The organism is Alloprevotella sp. Lung230, from assembly GCF_014385435.1.
In the GTDB taxonomy this organism is placed as follows: Bacteria; Bacteroidota; Bacteroidia; order Bacteroidales; family Bacteroidaceae; genus Alloprevotella.
The window spans coordinates 1-19646 of sequence record NZ_JACSUD010000006.1; the positions used below are offsets into that span (position 1 = coordinate 1).

Sequence of the window (19646 nt, forward strand, 5' to 3'; positions counted from 1 at the left end):
TTACTCTTAACCTTGCCAATGACGGTAACTCGTAGGTTCATTATGCAAAAGGCACGCCGTCACATCTTACGATGCTCCGACCGCTTGTAGGCGTACGGTTTCAGGAACTCTTTCACTCCTCTGACAGAGGTGCTTTTCACCTTTCCCTCACGGTACTGGTACGCTATCGGTCTCTTACGAGTATTTAGCCTTGGCGGATGGGCCCGCCGGATTCAGACAGGATTTCACGTGTCCCGCCCTACTCAGGATACTGCTATGCTTCATCAAAATTTCGAGTACGAGACTGTCACTCTCTATGGTCGTTCTTTCCAAAACGTTCCTCTATCTTGATTGCTTGCAACAACGCAGTCCTACAACCCCAATCATGCCGAAACATCATTGGTTTGGGCTCTTCCCCGTTCGCTCGCCACTACTGAGGGAATCATTATTATTTTCTTTTCCTACGGGTACTAAGATGTTTCAGTTCCCCGCGTTAGCCTCCCGCATTCGCGGGATGACAGGCCTTCAACCTGCCGAGTTGTCTCATTCGGAAATCTTCGGATCAAAGGTCATTTGCACCTACCCGAAGCTTATCGCAGCTTATCACGTCCTTCATCGCCTGTAAGAGCCTAGGCATCCACCGTACGCCCTTATTTACTTCATTGCCGATCAGTTGTTTAAAAAAACAACCATGGCGAATATACTTAAAGCTGTACTTGTGTTACCTTTATAAGTTACTTAGATGATTTGCGAGTTGTTCAGTAAAGGGGTAAACCAATAAATCCGTAACAAGTACGATTCTATCGTCACCGTTCTACCCAACAACTCATCAACTTTGTTGCGTGTTCAATATGTCAAAGATCATTTGCTCTAACGATTCGTCTGAGCAGTAAGAGTGGAGAATAACGGATTCGAACCGTTGACCCCCTGCTTGCAAAGCAGGTGCTCTAGCCAGCTGAGCTAATCCCCCATACAGTTACGAAGTAGTCCCAGGCAGATTTGAACTGCCGACCTCCACATTATCAGTGTGGCGCTCTAACCAACTGAGCTATAGGACTGGCAGAAATAATCAAACCTTGCGACCCTCGAACTGGAGTGCTCGGCTTCATCTTTCTCTTATATTTCATAACAGTCTGCGAGAAGTACGCAGATACAACCATTATTCGTTGTACCTTATATCTACCAAAATAGGTTCGTCGCATTTCAGAAAGGAGGTGTTCTTTGTTAAGCCTTGACCTACGCTTACGCTACGGTCGAGCTGCTTAACCTTCACGCCACCTTTCATTTCCAGAAAGGAGGTGTTCCAGCCGCACCTTCCGGTACGGCTACCTTGTTACGACTTAGCCCCAATCACCAGTTTTACCCTAGGCCGACCCTTCCGGTCACGGCTTTCAGGCACCCCCGGCTTTCATGGCTTGACGGGCGGTGTGTACAAGGCCCGGGAACGTATTCACCGCGCCATGGCTGATGCGCGATTACTAGCGAATCCAGCTTCATGGAGTCGGGTTGCAGACTCCAATCCGAACTGAGAGAGGTTTTTAAGATTAGCATCCTGTCACCAGGTAGCGACCTTCTGTACCTCCCATTGTAACACGTGTGTAGCCCCGGACGTAAGGGCCGTGCTGATTTGACGTCATCCCCACCTTCCTCACATCTTACGATGGCAGTATCCATGGAGTGCCCAGCATCACCTGATGGCAACCAAGGAAAAGGGTTGCGCTCGTTATGGCACTTAAGCCGACACCTCACGGCACGAGCTGACGACAACCATGCAGCACCTCTAACTCCGTCCGAAGAAAAGAGTATCTCTACTCTCGTCGAAGCTAGTTCAAGCCCGGGTAAGGTTCCTCGCGTATCATCGAATTAAACCACATGTTCCTCCGCTTGTGCGGGCCCCCGTCAATTCCTTTGAGTTTCACCGTTGCCGGCGTACTCCCCAGGTGGAATACTTAATGCTTTCGCTTGGCAGCTTACACTGTATCGCAAACTGCGAGTATTCATCGTTTACTGTGTGGACTACCAGGGTATCTAATCCTGTTTGATACCCACACTTTCGAGCCTCAGCGTCAGTTACACCCCGGACACCTGCCTTCGCGATCGGAGTTCATCGTGATATCTAAGCATTTCACCGCTACACCACGAGTTCCAGCATCCCTGTGTGCACTCAAGACCACCAGTTTCAACGGCATCGTATGGTTGAGCCACACTCTTTAACCGCTGACTTAACAGTCCGCCTACGCTCCCTTTAAACCCAATAAATCCGGATAACGCCTGGACCTTCCGTATTACCGCGGCTGCTGGCACGGAATTAGCCGGTCCTTATTCTTTCGGTACATTCTTTCCGGGGACACGTCCCCGTCGTTATTCCCGAACTAAAGCAGTTTACAACCCGGAGGGCCGTCATCCTGCACGCTACTTGGCTGGTTCAGACTTCCGTCCATTGACCAATATTCCTCACTGCTGCCTCCCGTAGGAGTTTGGACCGTGTCTCAGTTCCAATGTGGGGGACCTTCCTCTCAGAACCCCTACTGATCGATGGCTAGGTGGGCCGTTACCCCGCCTACTACCTAATCAGACGCATCGCCATCACATACCAATAAATCTTTGATTAAACCATCATGCGATTGTTTAATAACATCAGGTATTAATCTTACTTTCGCAAGGCTATCCCTGAGTATGTGGTAGGTTCGATACGCGTTACGCACCCGTGCGCCGGTCGCCGGCACAGAAAGCAAGCTTTCTGCCCGCTGCCCCTCGACTTGCATGTGTTAAGCCTGTAGCTAGCGTTCATCCTGAGCCAGGATCAAACTCTTCATTGTAAATATAATAATTTGTTTGTTTCTCTGTCGTTGCTCAGAACCTATCCTTATATGAGTAGAATTGAACGGTACAATTTCATTTTACCCGAAACCTCGATTGCTCATTGCATTCGTTGTTTCATTGTTGATTGTTCCTTGTACTTCTCTACAATCTGTTATGTAATTCTTTCAAAGAGCATATTGCAATCTTTCCTTCCACACCGCCCACCTTGCGGCAGAGCGTATCGAAGTGAGCAAGATAACCTTGCGTCCCGATTGCGAGTGCAAAAGTACAACAAACTTCCGTTACCTCCAAACAATCCCGCAGAAAAGTTTTCAAAAAAGTTCCAACACCGCGATTTTGATGCTTCTATTTGACAGAAATCACTCATAAGCTCAATTTCCCGTCCTTCGCTCCTCCCTCCCGCTTTCTGCCCCCTTTTGCCCCGATGTACATCCAAGAGCCACAAAACGGCATCTGAGCTAAATCCAAATCGGCCGTTAGACGGAATTGGGTTTATCTTTCGGCGGCATCGTTCCTCTGTGTCGTAGGGTGTATGTTGTCCCTGAACTGCGTGTGGGCTGCGGCATCCCCGGAGAGAGGGGGCAGACGTAGCACAGAAAAACTACCCCAAGGACAATCACAACCTCACCCATGCCGCAGGGCGCCCCCGAAGGGGGTATCTCTCAATAACCGTAGACGAGGAGGGCTTGCCCGACGAACCTACGGAACGTCCAACATAGAAAAGAACGCCCCCGAAGGGGACGCACATCGGATGCAGGTAGATTGGTAGACAAGTAGACTGGTAGACAAGTAGACTGGTAGACAAGTAGACTGGTAGACAAGTAGACTGGTAGACTGGTAGATCAGCAGATGGGTAGACCATCGAATCACCTACCGGTGCAATATGGATGTCGTCTGATATTCGCCCCCGTCGGGGACGCAGGGCTGTGTACGATTGTGTTCCGTAGGTTCGTCGGGCAAGCCCTCCGCACACTACGGCTATTGGGAGAAGCCCCCGTCGGGGACTCCGTGCGGCGTATGGACGCTGGTTTCGGCGGCATCGTTCATCTGTGTGGTATGGGCACATTGTCCCTCCCTTTCGCTTTCTGCCCCTCATCCGCACCATTTTCCATCAGAGTGCGAAAAAACCACATCAGAGATAAATCCTACTATCTCTGAGGTAGAAAAAACTACATCAGAGATAAATCCTACTACTTCAGAGGTCGTCACCCTACACCACCCCACTTCCTCCCGCACGCGTGCGCGCATTACGCGCGCACTACACTATAATACCACGTTTTTTGCCTTCACTGCTTCACCACCCACAGAAAAACACCTCACAACGACCTGATTTGCCTTTACGACCTTTGCTTTTCACCTCTATATCTTCACTCTTTCCCTTCACCTTTGCCTTCACCCCTATTCCCCTGATTTTCAACCCCTCTCACCCATCGGTGAAGGAGTGAAGGCAATTTGCAAGCACTAATAGTGTATACGCGCGTAGAAGTGCAGGAGGATATTTAAGCACGGAGACCTACCCATTTAGAGAGAGGTCAAGCGGAGAGGCCAAGCAGTGCAAATGTTAAATCCACGTTAAAATCAGGGATGAGTGGCTGTTTTGGAAGTCGAGATGTCTATATATAAACGAGAGCTATTTCTCACAGAACTTCTAAACACTTTTATTTATGTTCAAAAATCTATTGTTTCGTGCGTTAGAAATCAGTCTGGGTTGGCTGCTGGGTCAGTTGGAAAAGAAATGGAACAACCCTAAGCGGTATGCCGAGGAACAAGCGGCGCACCTTGCCACCCCAAACGAAGAAGCGGATACCACCGAAACCGAAAATTCCGAACGTAGTGCAGATGCTTCCCAAACTCAAGAGGAAGAGGAAACCAGCGATGATGAAGAGGGAGAGGCGGAATGTCCGACACCTCCTTTGCCCCAGGAGCAACAAGAAAGGAAGCCGACCTCCCATCTCATCGGCCTGCACCAGCGTCTGCTCGCCCACCTGCAACAACACTACGACCTGCGTTTCAACGTGCTGACTGAAGAGGCGGAGTTTCGTCCACGAGACAGCAACGAATCCTTCCGCACCATCGACCCGCCGGCGTTCAACACCCTCACCATCGGGGTGATTGACGAAGGCATCGGTGCTTGGAGCATTGATGTGGGGCGTCTGCTCCACTCTTCGCTCATCCCGAGTGTGCATCCCATCCGTGAGTATTTAGCGCATCTCCCGACTTGGGACGGACGCGATCGCGTCGGTGAACTGGCCCTGCGCGTTAGCGACAAAGAGGTATGGACATCGGGGCTGCGCATTTGGTTGCGTGCCCTCACCCTTCAATGGATGGGAGAGGAGCAAGCCACGGGAAACGCCCTCGTCCCGCTTCTGATGAGTCGCGAACAGGGGATGCGGAAGAGCACCTTTGTGCGTCTCCTGATGCCACCGGAGTTGATGCCCTACTTCACCGACAAGTTCGACCTCAGCAGTTCGGCCGGCATCGAACAGCGCATGGCGCGGCTGGGGCTCATCAGTCTGGACGAGTTCGACCGCTACACACCCCGACAGACTGCCATCCTCAAAAACCTTCTGCAACTCAAGCAGGTGAATCTCCGTCGCAGTTATCGGCAACAGTTGATGGCACTGCCGCGACTGGCCTCGTTCATCGCAACGAGCAACGAGCGGGAACTACTCACCGACCTGACGGGTTCGCGCCGCTTCCTCTGCATCGAAGTGACCGCCCCGATGGATTGCTCCCCCATCGAGCACGCCCAACTCTTTGCTCAACTGCAAGCGGAGGTGCTGGCGGGCGAGCGCACTTACCTCACCCATTCGGAGGAGGAGCGGCTTCAGCAACACAATCGGTCGTTCATGGTGCGCACGCCGGCGATGGAGGTGTTTTGGAAAGCCTTTCGCCGGGCTAAGTCCGATGAAGCGGTAGAACCGCTGACCGCAACGGAGATTTTCATCACGCTGCAGAGGGCTTTCCCGACTGCGCTCCGTGGATTGACTCCCAGCGGCTTCGGTCGACAGTTGCGCGGATTGGGGCTGCGTTGCTCCCACTCTAAGCATGGCAACTGCTATCGCGTGGTGGAGTGTAAGGAAAGTGAGTAGGGAGTATTGTTATCTTTCCCCTCTACTTCCCATAAACTCGCTCATCAAAGAGACACCGCAATCAAGAGAGTTTAGCTCCTTTGATTGCGGTGGTATTGTTGGGAATAAACACGTCATTAGGCCAGGTCGGTTATATTCCGACAGACTGCAGAAGCGTACCGATTTATCCCTCACTGTGTGGATGCGCTTTGGCATAGATTTCTTTCAGTTCGAGGTCGGGAATGTGGGTGTAGATGGCGGTGGTGTCCACTCGCTCATGCCCCAAAAGCTGCTGAATACTCTCCAGATTGGCGCCATGGGCGAGCATCGCGGTGGCAAAACTATGGCGCAGAACGTGGGGCGAGCGCTTCTTCTGCGTGGTGACTGCTCCGAGGGTGGTGCGCACCATCTTCAAGAGGGCGCTGTAGGCGAGGCGGCGACAGCGCGGTGTCAGGAAGAGTGCGTGCGGTTCGTCAAGCACGGCATCGGCAAAGGTTTCTGCCCGATAGTCCAAGTAGGTCAACAGTGCCTGTCGAAGTTCTTCCCCAAAAGGAACGATGCGTTGCTTGTTGCCTTTTCCCGTCACACGAAGATGTGCTGCCCCGCGCGTCAGTTCCACATCGCCTGTGTTCAGTCCCAAGAGTTCGGCTGCCCGCACTCCGGTGTGATAGAGGAGGAGAAGGATGGTGCGGTCGCGCAGTCCGACGTAGTCGTCGGAGAATGGGTAGTGGTCGAAGAGACGGTCCATCTCATTTTCCTGCACGAAGGTGGGGAGGCGCTTGGGGGCTTTGGGGTTGCGCACAAGGCGTGCAGGGTCGACCAACACCCGCCCCTCTCGCAGGAGGAACTTAAAGAAGGAACGCAGCGAAGCGAGGGAGCGATTGATGGTGTTGGGGGCATAGCCGCGCTCACTCATCCACGCCACCCATCGGCGCACGAGGGGCGTGTCGACCTGTTCCCACGTGAGGCCGGGGCGAAAGGCCGTGAGCACATCGGCACAGTCGGTGAGAGAGATGCGATAGGTGTCGCGGGTGCGGGGAGAGCAACCACGCTGATCTTGCATGTACAAGAGGAAATCGTCAATCCAGGGCTGGAGAGGAGACATGGGCGAATGAGTGTTGAAAAGAAAGCGTCGCCTCCTGCAGAAGAAGACGACGCTATGGCTGAGCAAAAAGACGATGAATTAGTCTTGGTTGCGATGGAGTGCCTGAACATAGATGGCGTGTTCCATGGCAAGGCGCTTGCGTACGCTGGGCTTGTCGAACTGCTGACGACGACGGAGCTCCTTGTTCACACCGGTCTTTTCGAACTTTCTCTTGAACTTTTTGAGGGCGCGTTCAATGTTTTCGCCTTCCTTAACGGGTACTACAATCATTGTAATGGTTTGATTTTATTGTTTTAATAGATATTTCGCACGTAATCAGGGTGCAAAAGTAAGCATTATTTCTCATTTGCAGGGCGTTTGAGAAATAAAAAATGAAGTTTTGACGTCGAAAACGTCATTTTTGCCATCTGCGGGATGGCTTCGTGAATGATGGGTGTAGGGTTAAGAAATGTCCGGGTGGGAGAAACCTCCTTTCTATTGAACGTCTATTGAAAAGATGGGGAGTGGTGAAAGCATGGGTGCAAGACTATTGCAGAATGCGACGCGCTCCCACGTAGCGGCGGCTATAGTAAGCTTGTTTGGAGTCGTCGACTTTGATGCCGCTCGAACGACTGGCGTGGATGAACTTGAAACTACGGCTGTCGGGATTGACTTCAGTAACGATGCCCACATGGCCGATGCTGCTTGAGCCACCGCGTGAGCCTCCGAAGAAGACGAGGTCGCCTTTCTTCAAATCGGCGACATCGGCCACGGGATTACCTTCGGTGTATTGACTGCGCGAGCTGCGCGTCAGGGCTATATTTTGCTGTTTGAAAACATAGTTGGTGAAACCGCTGCAATCGAAGCCCGAGGGACTGCTCTGTCCGCTGCGATAGGGGACGCCGAGGAAGCGCATGGCGGTGTTGATGAGCTGGTCGGCCATATTGCCTCTGCGGAGTTCGGAAGTGGCAGCCGCTTCGGCCAAATCGGCTTGATTGGCGGGATCGATGCGGAAAGAGGTGATGGCCTTGGCCAAGTTGATGACTTCCAGCGAGGGTCGCGCGGCTTCGACACGCGCCTGCACAGGGAGAGTGTCACCTTCCAGCACCGCGGTGTAGTCGGCCACGTCCTGCTCGTATTTGGCCTGAAGTCCATTGACGTGGGAGGCGGCCATCCAGCCGGCCACCGCAACAACGGCAATGGCGATGATATGTTTTGTTCTCACAAGCGAAGGGGATTTTCGAGGTTAGAAAAACAAGATTCAGCGCAAATTTACGATTTTCCCACAAAACGACAAAGACTGAAAGACAGAAATTTCCAGAAACGACACTTTCGGGGGTTATGCAGATGTCATTTTTAGATTTCAACTGTCTTTCAGTCTTCCTCTCCAGCGATTTTAATTTTTCGCTTGAATGGGGTCGTCATATTGCTTTTGCAAGCGGAGCAATTCCTTGCGAAGTTGGCGTGTGATGCGCTCCATACCGGGCTTTCCGTACAAGTTGTGCATCTCGGTGGGGTCGTTCTGCAAATCGTAGAGTTCCCAAACGTCGATATCGTTGTAGAAGTGAATGAGTTTGTAGCGCTCTGTGCGCACACCGTAATGGCGCTTCACGGCATGTTCGGCGGGATACTCGTAGAAGTGGTAGTAGAGGCTCTTGCGCCAATTCTTGGGGTGTTCGCCACGGAGGAGCGGGAGAAGCGAGACACCTTGAATGTCGGCGGGAATGGGAGCGCCGGCAAGGTCGAGGAAAGTGGGGGTGTAGTCAATGTTCTGCACCATTTCCTTGATGTCGCCGCGCGCTTTCAACCCCTTGGGCAGGTGCATAAGCAGCGGGGTGGAAAGGCTCTCCTCGTACATGAAGCGCTTGTCGAACCATCCGTGTTCGCCCATATAGAAGCCTTGATCGGAGGTGTAGACGACGAGGGTGTTGTCGAGTAGGCCTTGGGCTTTGAGGTGGTCGAGCAGGCGACCGACATTGACGTCGAGGGTTTTCACCACCTTCGCATAGTCGCGCATGTAGCGCTGGAATTTGTATTCGGCCAAAGCTCGTCCGGTGAGATGGCGGCGGTTGAAATCGACGGCGAGCGAATCGTAGAAGTAGTCGTAGGCCGCACGCTCCTTTGTGTTCATCCGGCTGAGGATGTCCAAATAGCCATCGGTGTACATGGTCTTATGATCGGGACGATAGATTTTGCAATCGTAGTCGAGCGTCATGTCTTTACCAATCTCCATTTCTGTGGCACCGGCAGCGGTACGGCCGGCATAGTCGTCATAGAAATTGTCGGGAAGTTTGAACGTTACATCCTCATACTCGTGCAGATATTTGATTTCGGGCAACCAGTTGCGGTGGCAGGCTTTGTGATGGACGAAAAGCGCGAAAGGACGCGTCTTGTCGCGATCGTGATCCAACCAAGAGATGGCCTTGTCGGTGATGATATTGGTGAGGTAGCCCTTCTCCTGATATTGTCCTTTGGCATTGATGAAGCGAGGATTGTAGTAGTCGCCTTGTCCGGGGAGGATGTCCCAGTGGTCAAAACCCGTCGGGGTGCTGTGCAGGTGCCACTTTCCGATGATGGCGGTTTGATAGCCTGCGGCTTGCAGCAATTTGGGCATTGTTTGCTGCGAACCGTCAAAGATGCCATGTTCGTTGTTGGTAAATCCGTTTTTGTGCGAATGCTTTCCTGTGAGCATGCAAGCACGCGAGGGCCCGCTCAGAGAGTTGGCCACATAAGAGCGGGTGAAGCGCACCCCATCCTGCGCCACTCGGTCGAGGTTGGGAGTGTGGATATTGCGCGTGTCGTAGGCCGAAAGCATTTGGGCGGTGTGGTCGTCGGTCATGATGTAGACGACATTGTAGCGCTGTTGTGCTGCAGAAATCATCGGCATCAAACCAGCTACAAGAGGAAGAAGTTTTGTTTTCATCGATAGAAGGAAAAACAAATTCCCCTCCTCCTTTCAAGAAAGAGGAGGGGAAGTCGAGATGAGGTGGATTAAATCATGGAGTAGGCCAAATCGACCAGTTGCTGTGCCAAAGCATCGGCCTCTTCTCGCGTGTGCGCTTCGGCATAAACGCGAATAATCGGTTCGGTGTTGGACTTGCGGAGGTGTACCCATTTGTCGGGGAAGTCGATTTTCACGCCATCAATGTCCGTGACCTGCTGCTCTTTATAGATGTCTTTAATCTTTTGCAGCAGAGAGAAGATGTCGGTTTTGGGTTCGAGGTCGATGCGATTTTTGGAAATGTAGTATTGCGGCAGACTGTCACGGAGTTCGGACGTCTTGCATCCCAACTTGGCTAAGTGGGTCAAGATGAGGGCAATTCCGACCAAAGCGTCGCGACCGGAATGGGCAGCGGGATAGATGACTCCGCCATTGCCTTCACCGCCAATCACAGCACCGGTTTCCTTCATCTTGCTCACCACATTGACTTCGCCTACAGCAGCGGGGGTGTAATTGCAGCCATACTTTTCGGTCACATCGCGCAAACCGCGAGTGGAAGAGAGGTTGCTCACGGTGTTGCCGGGCGTGTGCTGGAGCACATAGTCGGCAACGGCAACGAGGGTGTTTTCTTCGCCAAACATGGTGCCGTCTTCACACACCAATGCCAGACGATCGACATCGGGATCGACCACAAAACCGATGTCATGACGGCCACGGCGCATGACATTGCGGATTTCGCTCAGGTTTTCTTTGAGCGGTTCGGGATTGTGGGCAAAATCGCCAGTCGGTTCGCCATTGAGCATCGTCACCTGTGTAACACCCAACTGCCCCAAGAGTTTGGGGATGATGATACCGCCTACCGAATTGACCGCATCGACAGCAACGGTGAAGTGGGCACGGCGGATGGCTTCGACATCGACCAGTTCCAAATCTTTCACCACTTCGATGTGGCGCTGGTCGTAGGTACGGTTGCGCACATGGCATCCCAGACTGTCGACATCGGCAAACTCGTAGTCGTCATTGTTGGCACAACGCACCACTTCGCCGGCTTCCTCGGGGGGAAGAAATTCGCCGCGTTCGTTCAAGAACTTCAAAGCATTCCACTGGCGAGGGTTGTGACTGGCAGTCAGGATGATACCACCACAGGCGCTTTCCATAGTCACGGCAAGTTCGGTGGTGGGCGTTGTGGCCAAACCGATATTTACCACATCGAAGCCCATGCCCATCAAGGTACCGCAGGTGACACGTGCCACCATTTCGCCGGAGATACGAGCATCGTAGCCCACAACAATTTTACGACGGTACTTTCTGCTCACCACACGTTCGCGCAAACTGGCAAAGGCGGCTACCGATTTTGCGATGTCCACTGGGTTGAGCGTATCGCCAAGGCGGCCACCGATGGTGCCGCGAAATCCAGAGATTGATTTGATTAAGGTCATATCACTTTATTTTTGCAAATTTTCTGTATAATACAGCCATAGGAGGCGTTAATTCGCAACAAAGTTACGATTTTCCGCTCATATATGCCGCTCAACACTTACGTTTTTTCAGAGAAAACACGCCTTTTCCCTAAAAAAGCGCAACAGACCACGAGGTTCTGCTGCGCTTTTGCATTTTATTGCAGTTCGACTGCATTTACTGTCCTTTCTGAGCGGCTTCGAGGGCAGCCTTACCCGAAGGAGTTTGTGCATAGGCGTGATAGAAAGCTTCACGATAGAATTGCATCATCTTGAGAGACTTGGGCACGATGTCTTCCAAATCATAGTTTTCCGACAACACGCATTCCACACCCACCCAGACGAAATTGTCGGGATGAAGCGCTCCCTTGGCGGCCTTGGTTTGGAGATTGGCCATATTGAGGGCGGTCAGCACGTCTTGCTGTGTATTTTCTTCAGCTTTGAAGATTTGGGGGAAGAAGAGATTGTAGAACAACTCATCGTTTTCATCGCGAAGGTGGAGGAAATCGAGTGACTCAAACTTGAACTGGAGACCAAATTCGGTGCTCTCAGGGCAGAAACCTTCTTTTTTAAGGTATTCGAAAAGGGTGTCGCAAAAAGCCATAGTCAGATTGGTTTTTGAGTGGTTAGTAAATACTGATTTGTAGTGCAAAGATAGCAAAAGAATGTCAAGCTCCCAAACTTTCTTCTACTTTTTTACGACAAAAATGCATCGGCAAGCCTCTTTCCACTGCCTTTTCGTCAGCGAAAAACGACAAAACGGCATTTTTATACCTTTGGCAAAGACGTTGCTCTATTGGGGACAAATCGGCGTTTACGGTCAGCCGAACGAGCTGCACCCCACAAGGCAGGAGCTTCGAGCACTGCCGTGACGAACGAACGTCTGTACAACAAATCAGTATTCACCCTAAAAGCATAACGATATGAATTTTGACAAATTCACCCTAAAAGCACAAGAAGCCGTGCAGCACGCTCTTCAACGTGCTGCCGAATTGCACCACCAGGTCATCACACCCACGCATATATTATATGGTGTGCTGGACGTGGGCGAAAATGTAACACAATTTATCTTCGGGAAGGTGGGCGTCAACGAAAAGACGTTGCGCACCGCTGTGGACCACGAACTCCAATCGCTTGCTCGCGTGGAGGGAGGCGAGCCCTACCTGGACCGCGCAGCCAATGCAGTGCTGACCCAGGCGCAGGAGTTGGCGCGCAAAAATGGCGACCAATTCACCGCACTCGAACCGCTCCTGCAAGCCTTGCTGGAGACACCAAGTACGGCCGCACAGATGCTCAAAGATGCAGGAGTGACAGCACAAGCGCTCACCAGCGCCATCGCCGAACTCCGCGGTGGACGCAAAGCGACCTCGGCCTCGAGCGAAGAAACCTACCAAGCCTTGGCAAAATATGCCCGCGACCTCGTAGCCGAAGCTCAAGATGGCAAACTCGATCCGGTGATTGGACGCGACGACGAAATTCGGCGCGTGCTGCAAATCCTTTCGCGCCGTACGAAAAACAACCCCATCCTCATCGGCGAACCCGGCACCGGAAAAACGGCCATCGTCGAGGGGCTCGCTCAGCGCATTGTGCGCGGTGACGTGCCCGACAATCTGCGCGACAAGCGTCTCTTCTCGCTCGACATGGGCGCACTCGTGGCCGGAGCAAAGTACAAAGGCGAATTTGAAGAGCGCCTGAAGAGTGTGGTCAACGAAGTCACCGCTGCCGAAGGGGGCATCATCCTCTTCATTGACGAAATTCACACCCTCGTTGGAGCCGGAAAGAGCGAAGGCGCAATGGACGCTGCCAACATTCTCAAGCCTGCCTTGGCACGTGGCGAACTCCGCAGCATCGGTGCGACGACTTTGGAGGAATATCAAAAGTATTTCGAAAAGGACAAGGCTCTCGAACGTCGTTTCCAGACTGTATTGGTCGACGAACCGACACCGGAAGATGCCATTTCCATCCTCCGCGGACTGAAAGAGCGCTACGAAAATCACCACCGCGTGCGCATCCAAGACGATGCCTTGATTGCGGCCGTGACCCTTTCCCATCGCTACATCTCCGATCGTTTTCTCCCCGACAAGGCCATCGACCTGATGGACGAAGCGGCGGCAAAACTCCGTATGGAACGCGACTCGCAACCCGAACAGCTTGATGAAATTTCGCGCCGACGTCGACAACTGGAGATTGAGCGCGAAGCCATTCGCCACGAGGCAGATGCTGCCGCAGATGGCACTCACGATGCCAAACTCACCGCCCTCAATCAAGAAATTCAATCGCTTGAGGAAGAGGAAATGAGCCTGAAAGCCAAATGGGAGGGCGAGCGCGAAATCCTCACCCAAATCCAGAGCCACAAACAGGAAATCGAACAACTCAACTTTGAGGCCGATCGTGCCGAACGCGAAGGTGACTACGGTCGTGTGGCCGAAATCCGCTACGGCAAGGTGCAGCAACTCGAACAAGCCATTGCCGACCTTCAACAGCAGCTCCACGAGCGACAGGGAGCAGAGGCGATGGTCAAGGAAGAAGTGACGGCCGACGATATTGCCGATGTGGTGAGTCGCTGGACGGGCATCCCCGTGACGCGCATGTTGCAGAGCGAACGCGAAAAACTCCTCACCCTCGAAGACGAACTCCACCGTCGTGTCATCGGGCAGGACGAAGCCATTGCCGCCGTGGCCGATGCTGTGCGCCGTTCACGCGCCGGACTGCAAGACCCCAAGCGCCCCATCGGCTCGTTCATCTTCCTCGGTTCCACAGGTGTGGGTAAGACGGAACTGGCCAAAGCGCTAGCCGAATGCCTCTTCGACGACGAAAACCTGATGACGCGCATCGACATGAGCGAATACCAAGAGAAGTTCTCGGCCACACGCCTCATCGGAGCACCTCCGGGATATGTGGGCTATGACGAAGGTGGACAACTCACAGAGGCAGTACGCCGCAAACCCTACTCCGTGGTGCTGTTCGACGAAATCGAAAAGGCGCACCCCGATGTGTTCAACATCCTCCTTCAAGTGCTGGACGACGGCCGCCTCACCGACAACAAGGGACGGACGGTCAACTTCAAGAACACCATCATCATCATGACGTCCAACCTCCTCACCGGCAAAGATGCTGAAGCCATGAGCGATGGAAGCGAAGCCACGCGCGAACGTCTGGTGGCCGCGCTCACCCAGCCGCGCCTCTCGCCTTCGGGCACTCCCATCGCCGGCCTGCGCCCGGAGTTTGTCAACCGCATCGACGACATTCTCATGTTCACAGCCTTGAAGCGCAGCGAAATTGAGCAAATCGTACGCCTCCAAATCCGTAGCATCGCTCATCGCCTCGAAGAACAAGGCATCACGCTCCACGTCTCCGACGATGCCGTGAGCTTCATCGCTGCCGAGGGCTACGACCCCGACTATGGTGCTCGTCCTGTGAAGCGTGCCCTCCAGCGTCTCCTGCTCAACGACCTTTCGCGCGCCATCCTCGGCGGCCAAGTGACGCACCAACACCCCATCCTCGTCAAGAAGGAAGGCGATGCCCTCACCTTCGTCAACGAATAAGGGGATCAGTACCTCTCTTTATTTCCCAAGAGGCCGTGTCAAAACCATTCGTTTTGCCGCGGCCTCTTTTGCGTACCATTTCCCTACGTTCCTCCCCACAGGTAAAACTCTTATCTGTATGCGAAGAAGGAAAAAAACGAGGAGGTGCTGCCCTGAGCAACACCTCCTCGTGGGGTAAATCCGTGTACGCTCCCACTTGGGGAGCAAAAGCGCATCAGCCGATGGTGACGAGCGTTGTGCCTTCCATCACGCTGTCGCCGGCAGCCACGCAGACGCCGGTGACGCTGCCGTCGCATTCGGCCGTGATGTTGTTTTCCATCTTCATGGCTTCGAGCACCACCACAGTTTCGCCTTTCTTCACGGCCTGACCGGCAGCCACCAGCACTTTGGTGACCACACCGGGCAGCGGTGCATTGATGGGCGTTCCGGCACCGGCAGCCCCCTTGGCCGCGGGAGCGGGTGCAGCAGCGGTGGGAGTGGGAGCAGGTGCAGCAGCGGCAGGTGCTACAGCAGCAGCGGCTTCGGGCAGGTCGCCTTCGGTGAGGGGAGTACCGAGGATTTCGACATCGAAGAGCACGCCGTTGACGTTCATCTTGGCCACTTGTCCTTGGATGGATTCAATGGTCACGTCGTATTGTGCGCCATTGACATTGTAGCTATAGGTTCTCATTGTGGAGTTCTATCGGTTTAAGTAGGAATCGTTGTTAAACTGGCGCGTGGGGTTGTTCCACGAGGTGCGCTTGTGGTCGAGGGTGATGACTTCGGTTTCTTCGTCGTGCACCTCCTCGATGTCGTATTGTGCGAGGGCGAGGCTGATGAGGCCAGCATAGATGGGCATACGCTCGGGCGCCGGCACGAAGGGAGCACCTTCTTCCTCGACGGCAGCGATGGTGCCGCGGCGCTCGTTGAACGTGATGCGCACGGCACGGCCGCCAAAGTTGTATTCAAATGTCTTCATTGTGCGAGGCGTTTAGAGGGGTACGTTGCCGTGCTTCTTGGCCGGACGCACTTCGAGCTTGGTTTCGAGTTGAGCCAAGGCGCGGCAAATGCGGAAACGTGTGTTGCGAGGCTCGATAACGTCGTCGATGTAGCCATATTCGGCCGCTTTGTAAGGGTTGGTGAAGAGGTCGTTGTACTCTTTCTCCTTTTGAGCGAGGAAGGCTTTGGGATCGGCTTCGTTTTTGGCGGCTTTGGCACTAAGAATAGCCACGGCACCGCTGGCACCCATCACTGCAATTTCGGCCGAAGGCCAAGCATAGTTGAGGTCGGTTTTGAGCTGCTTGCTGCCCATCACGATGTGGCTGCCGCCGTAACTCTTGCGGAGCGTTACCGTCACCTTGGGCACGGTGGCTTCACCATAGGCATAAAGGAGTTTTGCACCATGAGAGATGACCGCGTTGTACTCCTGACCCGTACCGGGGAGGAAGCCGGGGACATCGACGAGCGAAACGATGGGGATGTTGAACGAGTCGCAGAAGCGTACGAAGCGAGCAGCTTTGCGGCTGGCATTGACGTCAAGCACACCGGCATAGACTTTGGGTTGGTTGGCCACGATACCAACGCTTGCACCATTGAATCGGGCGAAACCCACGATGATGTTTTGGGCAAAATCGCGTTGTACTTCGAGGAATTCTCCATTGTCGACCACGGCGCCAATCACTTCATACATGTCGTAGGCCATGTTGGGATTGTCAGGAATAATCTCGTTGAGACGGTCTTCCTTACGGGTGATGGGGTCGGTGCATTCCACACGAGGCGCACGCTCGTGGTTGTTTTGGGGCATATAGGAGAGCAGGCGGCGGATGAGGGCGGCAAACTCTTCTTCACTCTTGGCGGTGAAGTGAGCCACACCGCTTTTCTTTGAGTGAACGCTGGCACCACCGAGGTCTTCCTGGCTCACGTCTTCACCCGTCACGGTTTTCACCACTTTCGGGCCGGTGAGGAACATGTAGGAGATGCCTTCGAGCATCACGATGAAGTCGGTGAGGGCGGGAGAGTAGACGGCACCACCGGCACAAGGACCGCAGATACCCGAAATCTGGGGAACAACACCCGAGGCTTCGATGTTGCGTTGGAAGATGTTGGCAAATCCTGCCAAAGCATTCACACCCTCTTGGATGCGTGCACCGCCCGAGTCGTTCAGGCCGATGCAAGGTGCGCCCATCTTCATCGATTGGTCCATCACCTTGCAAATCTTTTCGGCCATTGTCTCCGACAGCGAACCGCCGTTGACGGTGAAGTCTTGGGCATAGACATAGACCAGACGGCCGTTGATGGTGGCGCTGCCGCACACCACGCCGTCGCCGAAGAATTGCTTCTTCTCCATGCCGAAGTCGTGGCAGCGATGGAGCTTGAACATGTCCATTTCTTCAAAACTGCCTTCGTCCACGAGCAGAGCGATACGCTCACGAGCCGTGGCCTTACCTTTGGCGTGCTGCTTGTCGATGGCCACTTCGCCACCGCCGAGGCGTGCTTTCTCACGAAGCTCAACGAGCTGCTTGATTTTTTTCAGTTGTTCACTCATATTGTTGATGTGTTTTAGATCAAATGGCGCACACTGACAGAGAGTGTGCAATTTCTGCGCAGCAAAATTACTATTTTCTTTCGACCTACACAACACAAAGGAAAGGAAATGCTTCCTATTGTTTGTCCACTCCCGTATTTTTCTCTAATTTTGCTACATCAACCCCTAAAACCTTATTTTATGTCTATTTTTAGTAAAATCGCTGCAGGAGAAATCCCTTCCTACAAGTGCGCCGAAAGCGAAAAGTTCTATGCCTTCCTCGACATCAATCCTCTCGCCAAAGGACACACCCTTGTCATCCCCCGCGAGGAAGTGGACTACATCTTCGACCTCGACGACGCCACACTGGCCGAGATGCACGTTTTCGCCAAGCACGTGGCCACAGCGCTCCGCAGTGTTGTGCCCTGCACCAAGGTCGGAATGGCGGTCATCGGACTCGAAGTGCCCCATGCTCACATCCACCTTATCCCCATCCGTGAGGAAGGCGACATGGATTTCCGCAAACCCAAACTCCAACTTCCAGCCGAGGAGATGCAGGCTTTGGCCGAGCAAATCTACGCTGCATTCCAGCAGCAATAAGTCCTTCTCGTGGGCAACTTTTGTCTCGCAGATCGTTTTTTCACAACCTCAGAGGTAGTTTGATTTAGCTCAGAGATAGTTCCAACTACCTCTGAGCTTTTTTCGTCCCGCTCTTTGAGTGGTCAAAACGCCATCTCGCGCGCGTATACTCTACTGTGAATGTGTGTTTTTTGCCTTCACTGCCTTCACCCACGCATGTAGCAGCCTCAAAATCAGCCCACTACGAGTGAACCACAAAAACAGGCATCCCTTCCCTCTTCGGTGAAGGCAAAAACGCCTTTGCCTTCACCCGTAATACGCTGACTGACAGACAGATGAAGCACAAGGTGAAGGAGTGAAGGCAAAAAACACGTACTATATAGAGTGTATACGCGCGCGAGCACTATTCCGCGTGCACCAGCCGTGCCAGATAGGCAGTGGAATCGGGATCTCGGCGAAGCAGTTCGGCAGTGTAGCCGCAACGGTGTGCCTCCTCTGCGAGCGTGTCGAAGTCGATGTACAGCCAGTTGAAAGGACGGCCTTCCACCGCCCCGTAGCTCATGCGATAGTCCACCTCGCCATAGTAGCCCTCCACATCGGTGAGGTCGAGCCGGCCGTCCTCGTCTTCATAGAGATAGGCCAAGTCGCAGGCATCGGTGAGGACACAGCCACCGGGAGCGAGCAGGGCATCGAGGCGCGAGAAGAAAGCCGGGAGTTCGTTGAGCCCACCGCAGATGCCGAGGCCGTTCATCAGCAGTAGGATGGTGTCGAAGCCCGTCCCGAAGTCGTCCGTAAAGAAATCGGCCAATTGAACATTGCGCACGCCACGTTGGCGCATGGCGGCGACACAGCCGGGGCTTACGTCGATGGCGGTGACGTCATGGCCTTGCACCTGAAGCGGAAGTGCGTGGCAGCCGGCGCCCGCTCCGACATCCAGCACGCGCCCTCGGGCATAGGTCAGTGCGGCCCGCTCCGGCAGCGGCATCTCGGTCGGTGAGCGAAAGAGGTGGGGCACGGGGATTTCGTCATCTTCAAAAAGGGAAGAATGCACCTTGATGGAGGTGGCCCGCCCCGTCCGGAGATAGTCCAGAACGGCCTGCCCCATGGGGTCGTGTTGAGGGGAGAGTATCATAAGCAGGTTTTCAAAATGGATCGTAGTTATCTTAAGTAGGTCTTCAAAATGAATTGTAGCCATCTTACTCGTAGGATGTTCTCTACTTTTAATTTCGAACACCTACATAACAGAAGCGTGTTGTCAAGAAGAAATGAAAAAACAGAAAGCGTGAACCACAGGTCGTGATTCACGCAAACAAAATTACACAAAAAGAGGGAGGCAGCCAAACCTACGGACTATTAAGTAGGTACTCAAAAATCAATCGTAGTTATCTTCATCGTAAGATGTTCTCTACTTTTAATTTCGAACACCTACTTATTCCGATGTCCACTCGATGCAGACACCCCCGGAAGAGGCCGTAGGCAGAGGTTCATCAGTCATTAAAATCGCTCCAGAGAGAGCTGCCGCCGGGTTCGTCCTTTCCATTAGAACAGGCAGGACCGGTAGCGGGATCTTCGCTGATACCGACACTGACGGAGCCGGCCAGAATGCTGCCTTCCATGTTCATGCGAATGACTTGAACGGTGGGTTTGATGTACATTTTCATAGA

The 19646-nt window shown here is 53.4% G+C and carries 14 protein-coding genes, 2 tRNA genes and 2 rRNA genes; 3 read left to right on the forward strand and 15 right to left on the reverse strand.

Annotation, left to right across the window (positions count from 1 at the left end):
- The 4 genes from H8527_RS04850 to H8527_RS04865 all read right to left on the reverse strand — a co-directional run.
- Positions 1-643 (reverse strand): 23S ribosomal RNA (locus H8527_RS04850); the annotation flags it as partial.
- Between the two features lie 232 nt (positions 644-875).
- Positions 876-949 (reverse strand) — tRNA-Ala (locus tag H8527_RS04855).
- A gap of 14 nt (positions 950-963) precedes the next feature.
- A tRNA-Ile gene (locus H8527_RS04860) sits at positions 964-1037 on the reverse strand.
- A 233-nt stretch (positions 1038-1270) separates the two neighbouring features.
- Positions 1271-2798 (reverse strand): 16S ribosomal RNA (locus H8527_RS04865).
- Between the two features lie 1668 nt (positions 2799-4466).
- Between H8527_RS04865 and H8527_RS04870 the strand changes: the two genes are divergently transcribed.
- Entirely contained in the window at positions 4467-5894 is a 1428-nt protein-coding gene (locus H8527_RS04870; protein ID WP_187546104.1) for a VapE domain-containing protein, read from the forward strand.
- Between the two features lie 163 nt (positions 5895-6057).
- Here H8527_RS04870 and H8527_RS04875 read toward each other — a convergent pair whose 3' ends face one another.
- The 6 genes from H8527_RS04875 to H8527_RS04900 all read right to left on the reverse strand — a co-directional run bounded on the left by H8527_RS04875 (position 6058) and on the right by H8527_RS04900 (position 11959).
- Complete coding sequence (locus H8527_RS04875; RefSeq protein WP_187546105.1) at positions 6058-6978, reverse strand: tyrosine-type recombinase/integrase; 921 nt, start codon at positions 6976-6978, stop codon at positions 6058-6060.
- A gap of 78 nt (positions 6979-7056) precedes the next feature.
- Entirely contained in the window at positions 7057-7248 is a 192-nt protein-coding gene (rpsU, locus tag H8527_RS04880) for a 30S ribosomal protein S21 (protein WP_187546107.1), read from the reverse strand.
- Positions 7249-7504: 256 nt separating this feature from the next.
- A complete protein-coding gene (locus H8527_RS09870; protein WP_370539228.1) occupies positions 7505-8182 on the reverse strand; it encodes a C40 family peptidase in 678 nt (225 codons plus the stop codon).
- A gap of 171 nt (positions 8183-8353) precedes the next feature.
- A complete protein-coding gene (locus tag H8527_RS04890; RefSeq protein ID WP_187546109.1) occupies positions 8354-9880 on the reverse strand; it encodes a sulfatase in 1527 nt (508 codons plus the stop codon).
- Positions 9881-9948: 68 nt separating this feature from the next.
- On the reverse strand, positions 9949-11337 hold the full coding sequence (gene glmM / locus H8527_RS04895) for a phosphoglucosamine mutase (protein ID WP_187546110.1): 1389 nt from the start codon (positions 11335-11337) through the stop codon (positions 9949-9951).
- A 196-nt stretch (positions 11338-11533) separates the two neighbouring features.
- Entirely contained in the window at positions 11534-11959 is a 426-nt protein-coding gene (locus tag H8527_RS04900; RefSeq protein WP_187546112.1) for a hypothetical protein, read from the reverse strand.
- A 319-nt stretch (positions 11960-12278) separates the two neighbouring features.
- Between H8527_RS04900 and clpB the strand changes: the two genes are divergently transcribed.
- Complete coding sequence (gene clpB / locus H8527_RS04905) at positions 12279-14900, forward strand: ATP-dependent chaperone ClpB (protein WP_187546114.1); 2622 nt, start codon at positions 12279-12281, stop codon at positions 14898-14900.
- A gap of 214 nt (positions 14901-15114) precedes the next feature.
- Here clpB and H8527_RS04910 read toward each other — a convergent pair whose 3' ends face one another.
- The 3 genes from H8527_RS04910 to H8527_RS04920 are packed head-to-tail and all read right to left on the reverse strand — an operon-like array spanning position 15115 to position 17424.
- A complete protein-coding gene (locus H8527_RS04910; RefSeq protein WP_187546115.1) occupies positions 15115-15570 on the reverse strand; it encodes a biotin/lipoyl-containing protein in 456 nt (151 codons plus the stop codon).
- A gap of 9 nt (positions 15571-15579) precedes the next feature.
- Positions 15580-15858 carry a hypothetical protein gene (locus H8527_RS04915; protein ID WP_187546287.1) on the reverse strand — a complete coding sequence of 93 codons (279 nt, stop codon included), beginning with the start codon at positions 15856-15858 and terminating at the stop codon, positions 15580-15582.
- A 12-nt stretch (positions 15859-15870) separates the two neighbouring features.
- Positions 15871-17424 (reverse strand): acyl-CoA carboxylase subunit beta, encoded by a 1554-nt coding sequence (locus tag H8527_RS04920; RefSeq protein WP_187546117.1) that lies wholly within the window; start codon positions 17422-17424, stop codon positions 15871-15873.
- A gap of 180 nt (positions 17425-17604) precedes the next feature.
- On the opposite strand from H8527_RS04920, the gene H8527_RS04925 reads away from it, so the two are divergent.
- The gene (locus H8527_RS04925) at positions 17605-18003 is read left to right on the forward strand and encodes an HIT family protein (RefSeq protein ID WP_187546118.1); all 399 of its coding nucleotides are present in this window, start codon (positions 17605-17607) and stop codon (positions 18001-18003) included.
- Positions 18004-18385: 382 nt separating this feature from the next.
- Here the strand turns inward: H8527_RS04925 and H8527_RS04930 are convergent, their stop codons facing one another.
- Both H8527_RS04930 and H8527_RS04935 read right to left on the reverse strand, forming a co-directional pair.
- The gene (locus H8527_RS04930) at positions 18386-19114 is read right to left on the reverse strand and encodes a bifunctional 2-polyprenyl-6-hydroxyphenol methylase/3-demethylubiquinol 3-O-methyltransferase UbiG (RefSeq protein WP_255498520.1); all 729 of its coding nucleotides are present in this window, start codon (positions 19112-19114) and stop codon (positions 18386-18388) included.
- A 355-nt stretch (positions 19115-19469) separates the two neighbouring features.
- Positions 19470-19643, reverse strand: coding sequence for a toxin PIN (locus tag H8527_RS04935; RefSeq protein WP_187546120.1), 174 nt, complete (start codon positions 19641-19643; stop codon positions 19470-19472).
- Positions 19644-19646: the final 3 nt, after the last annotated feature.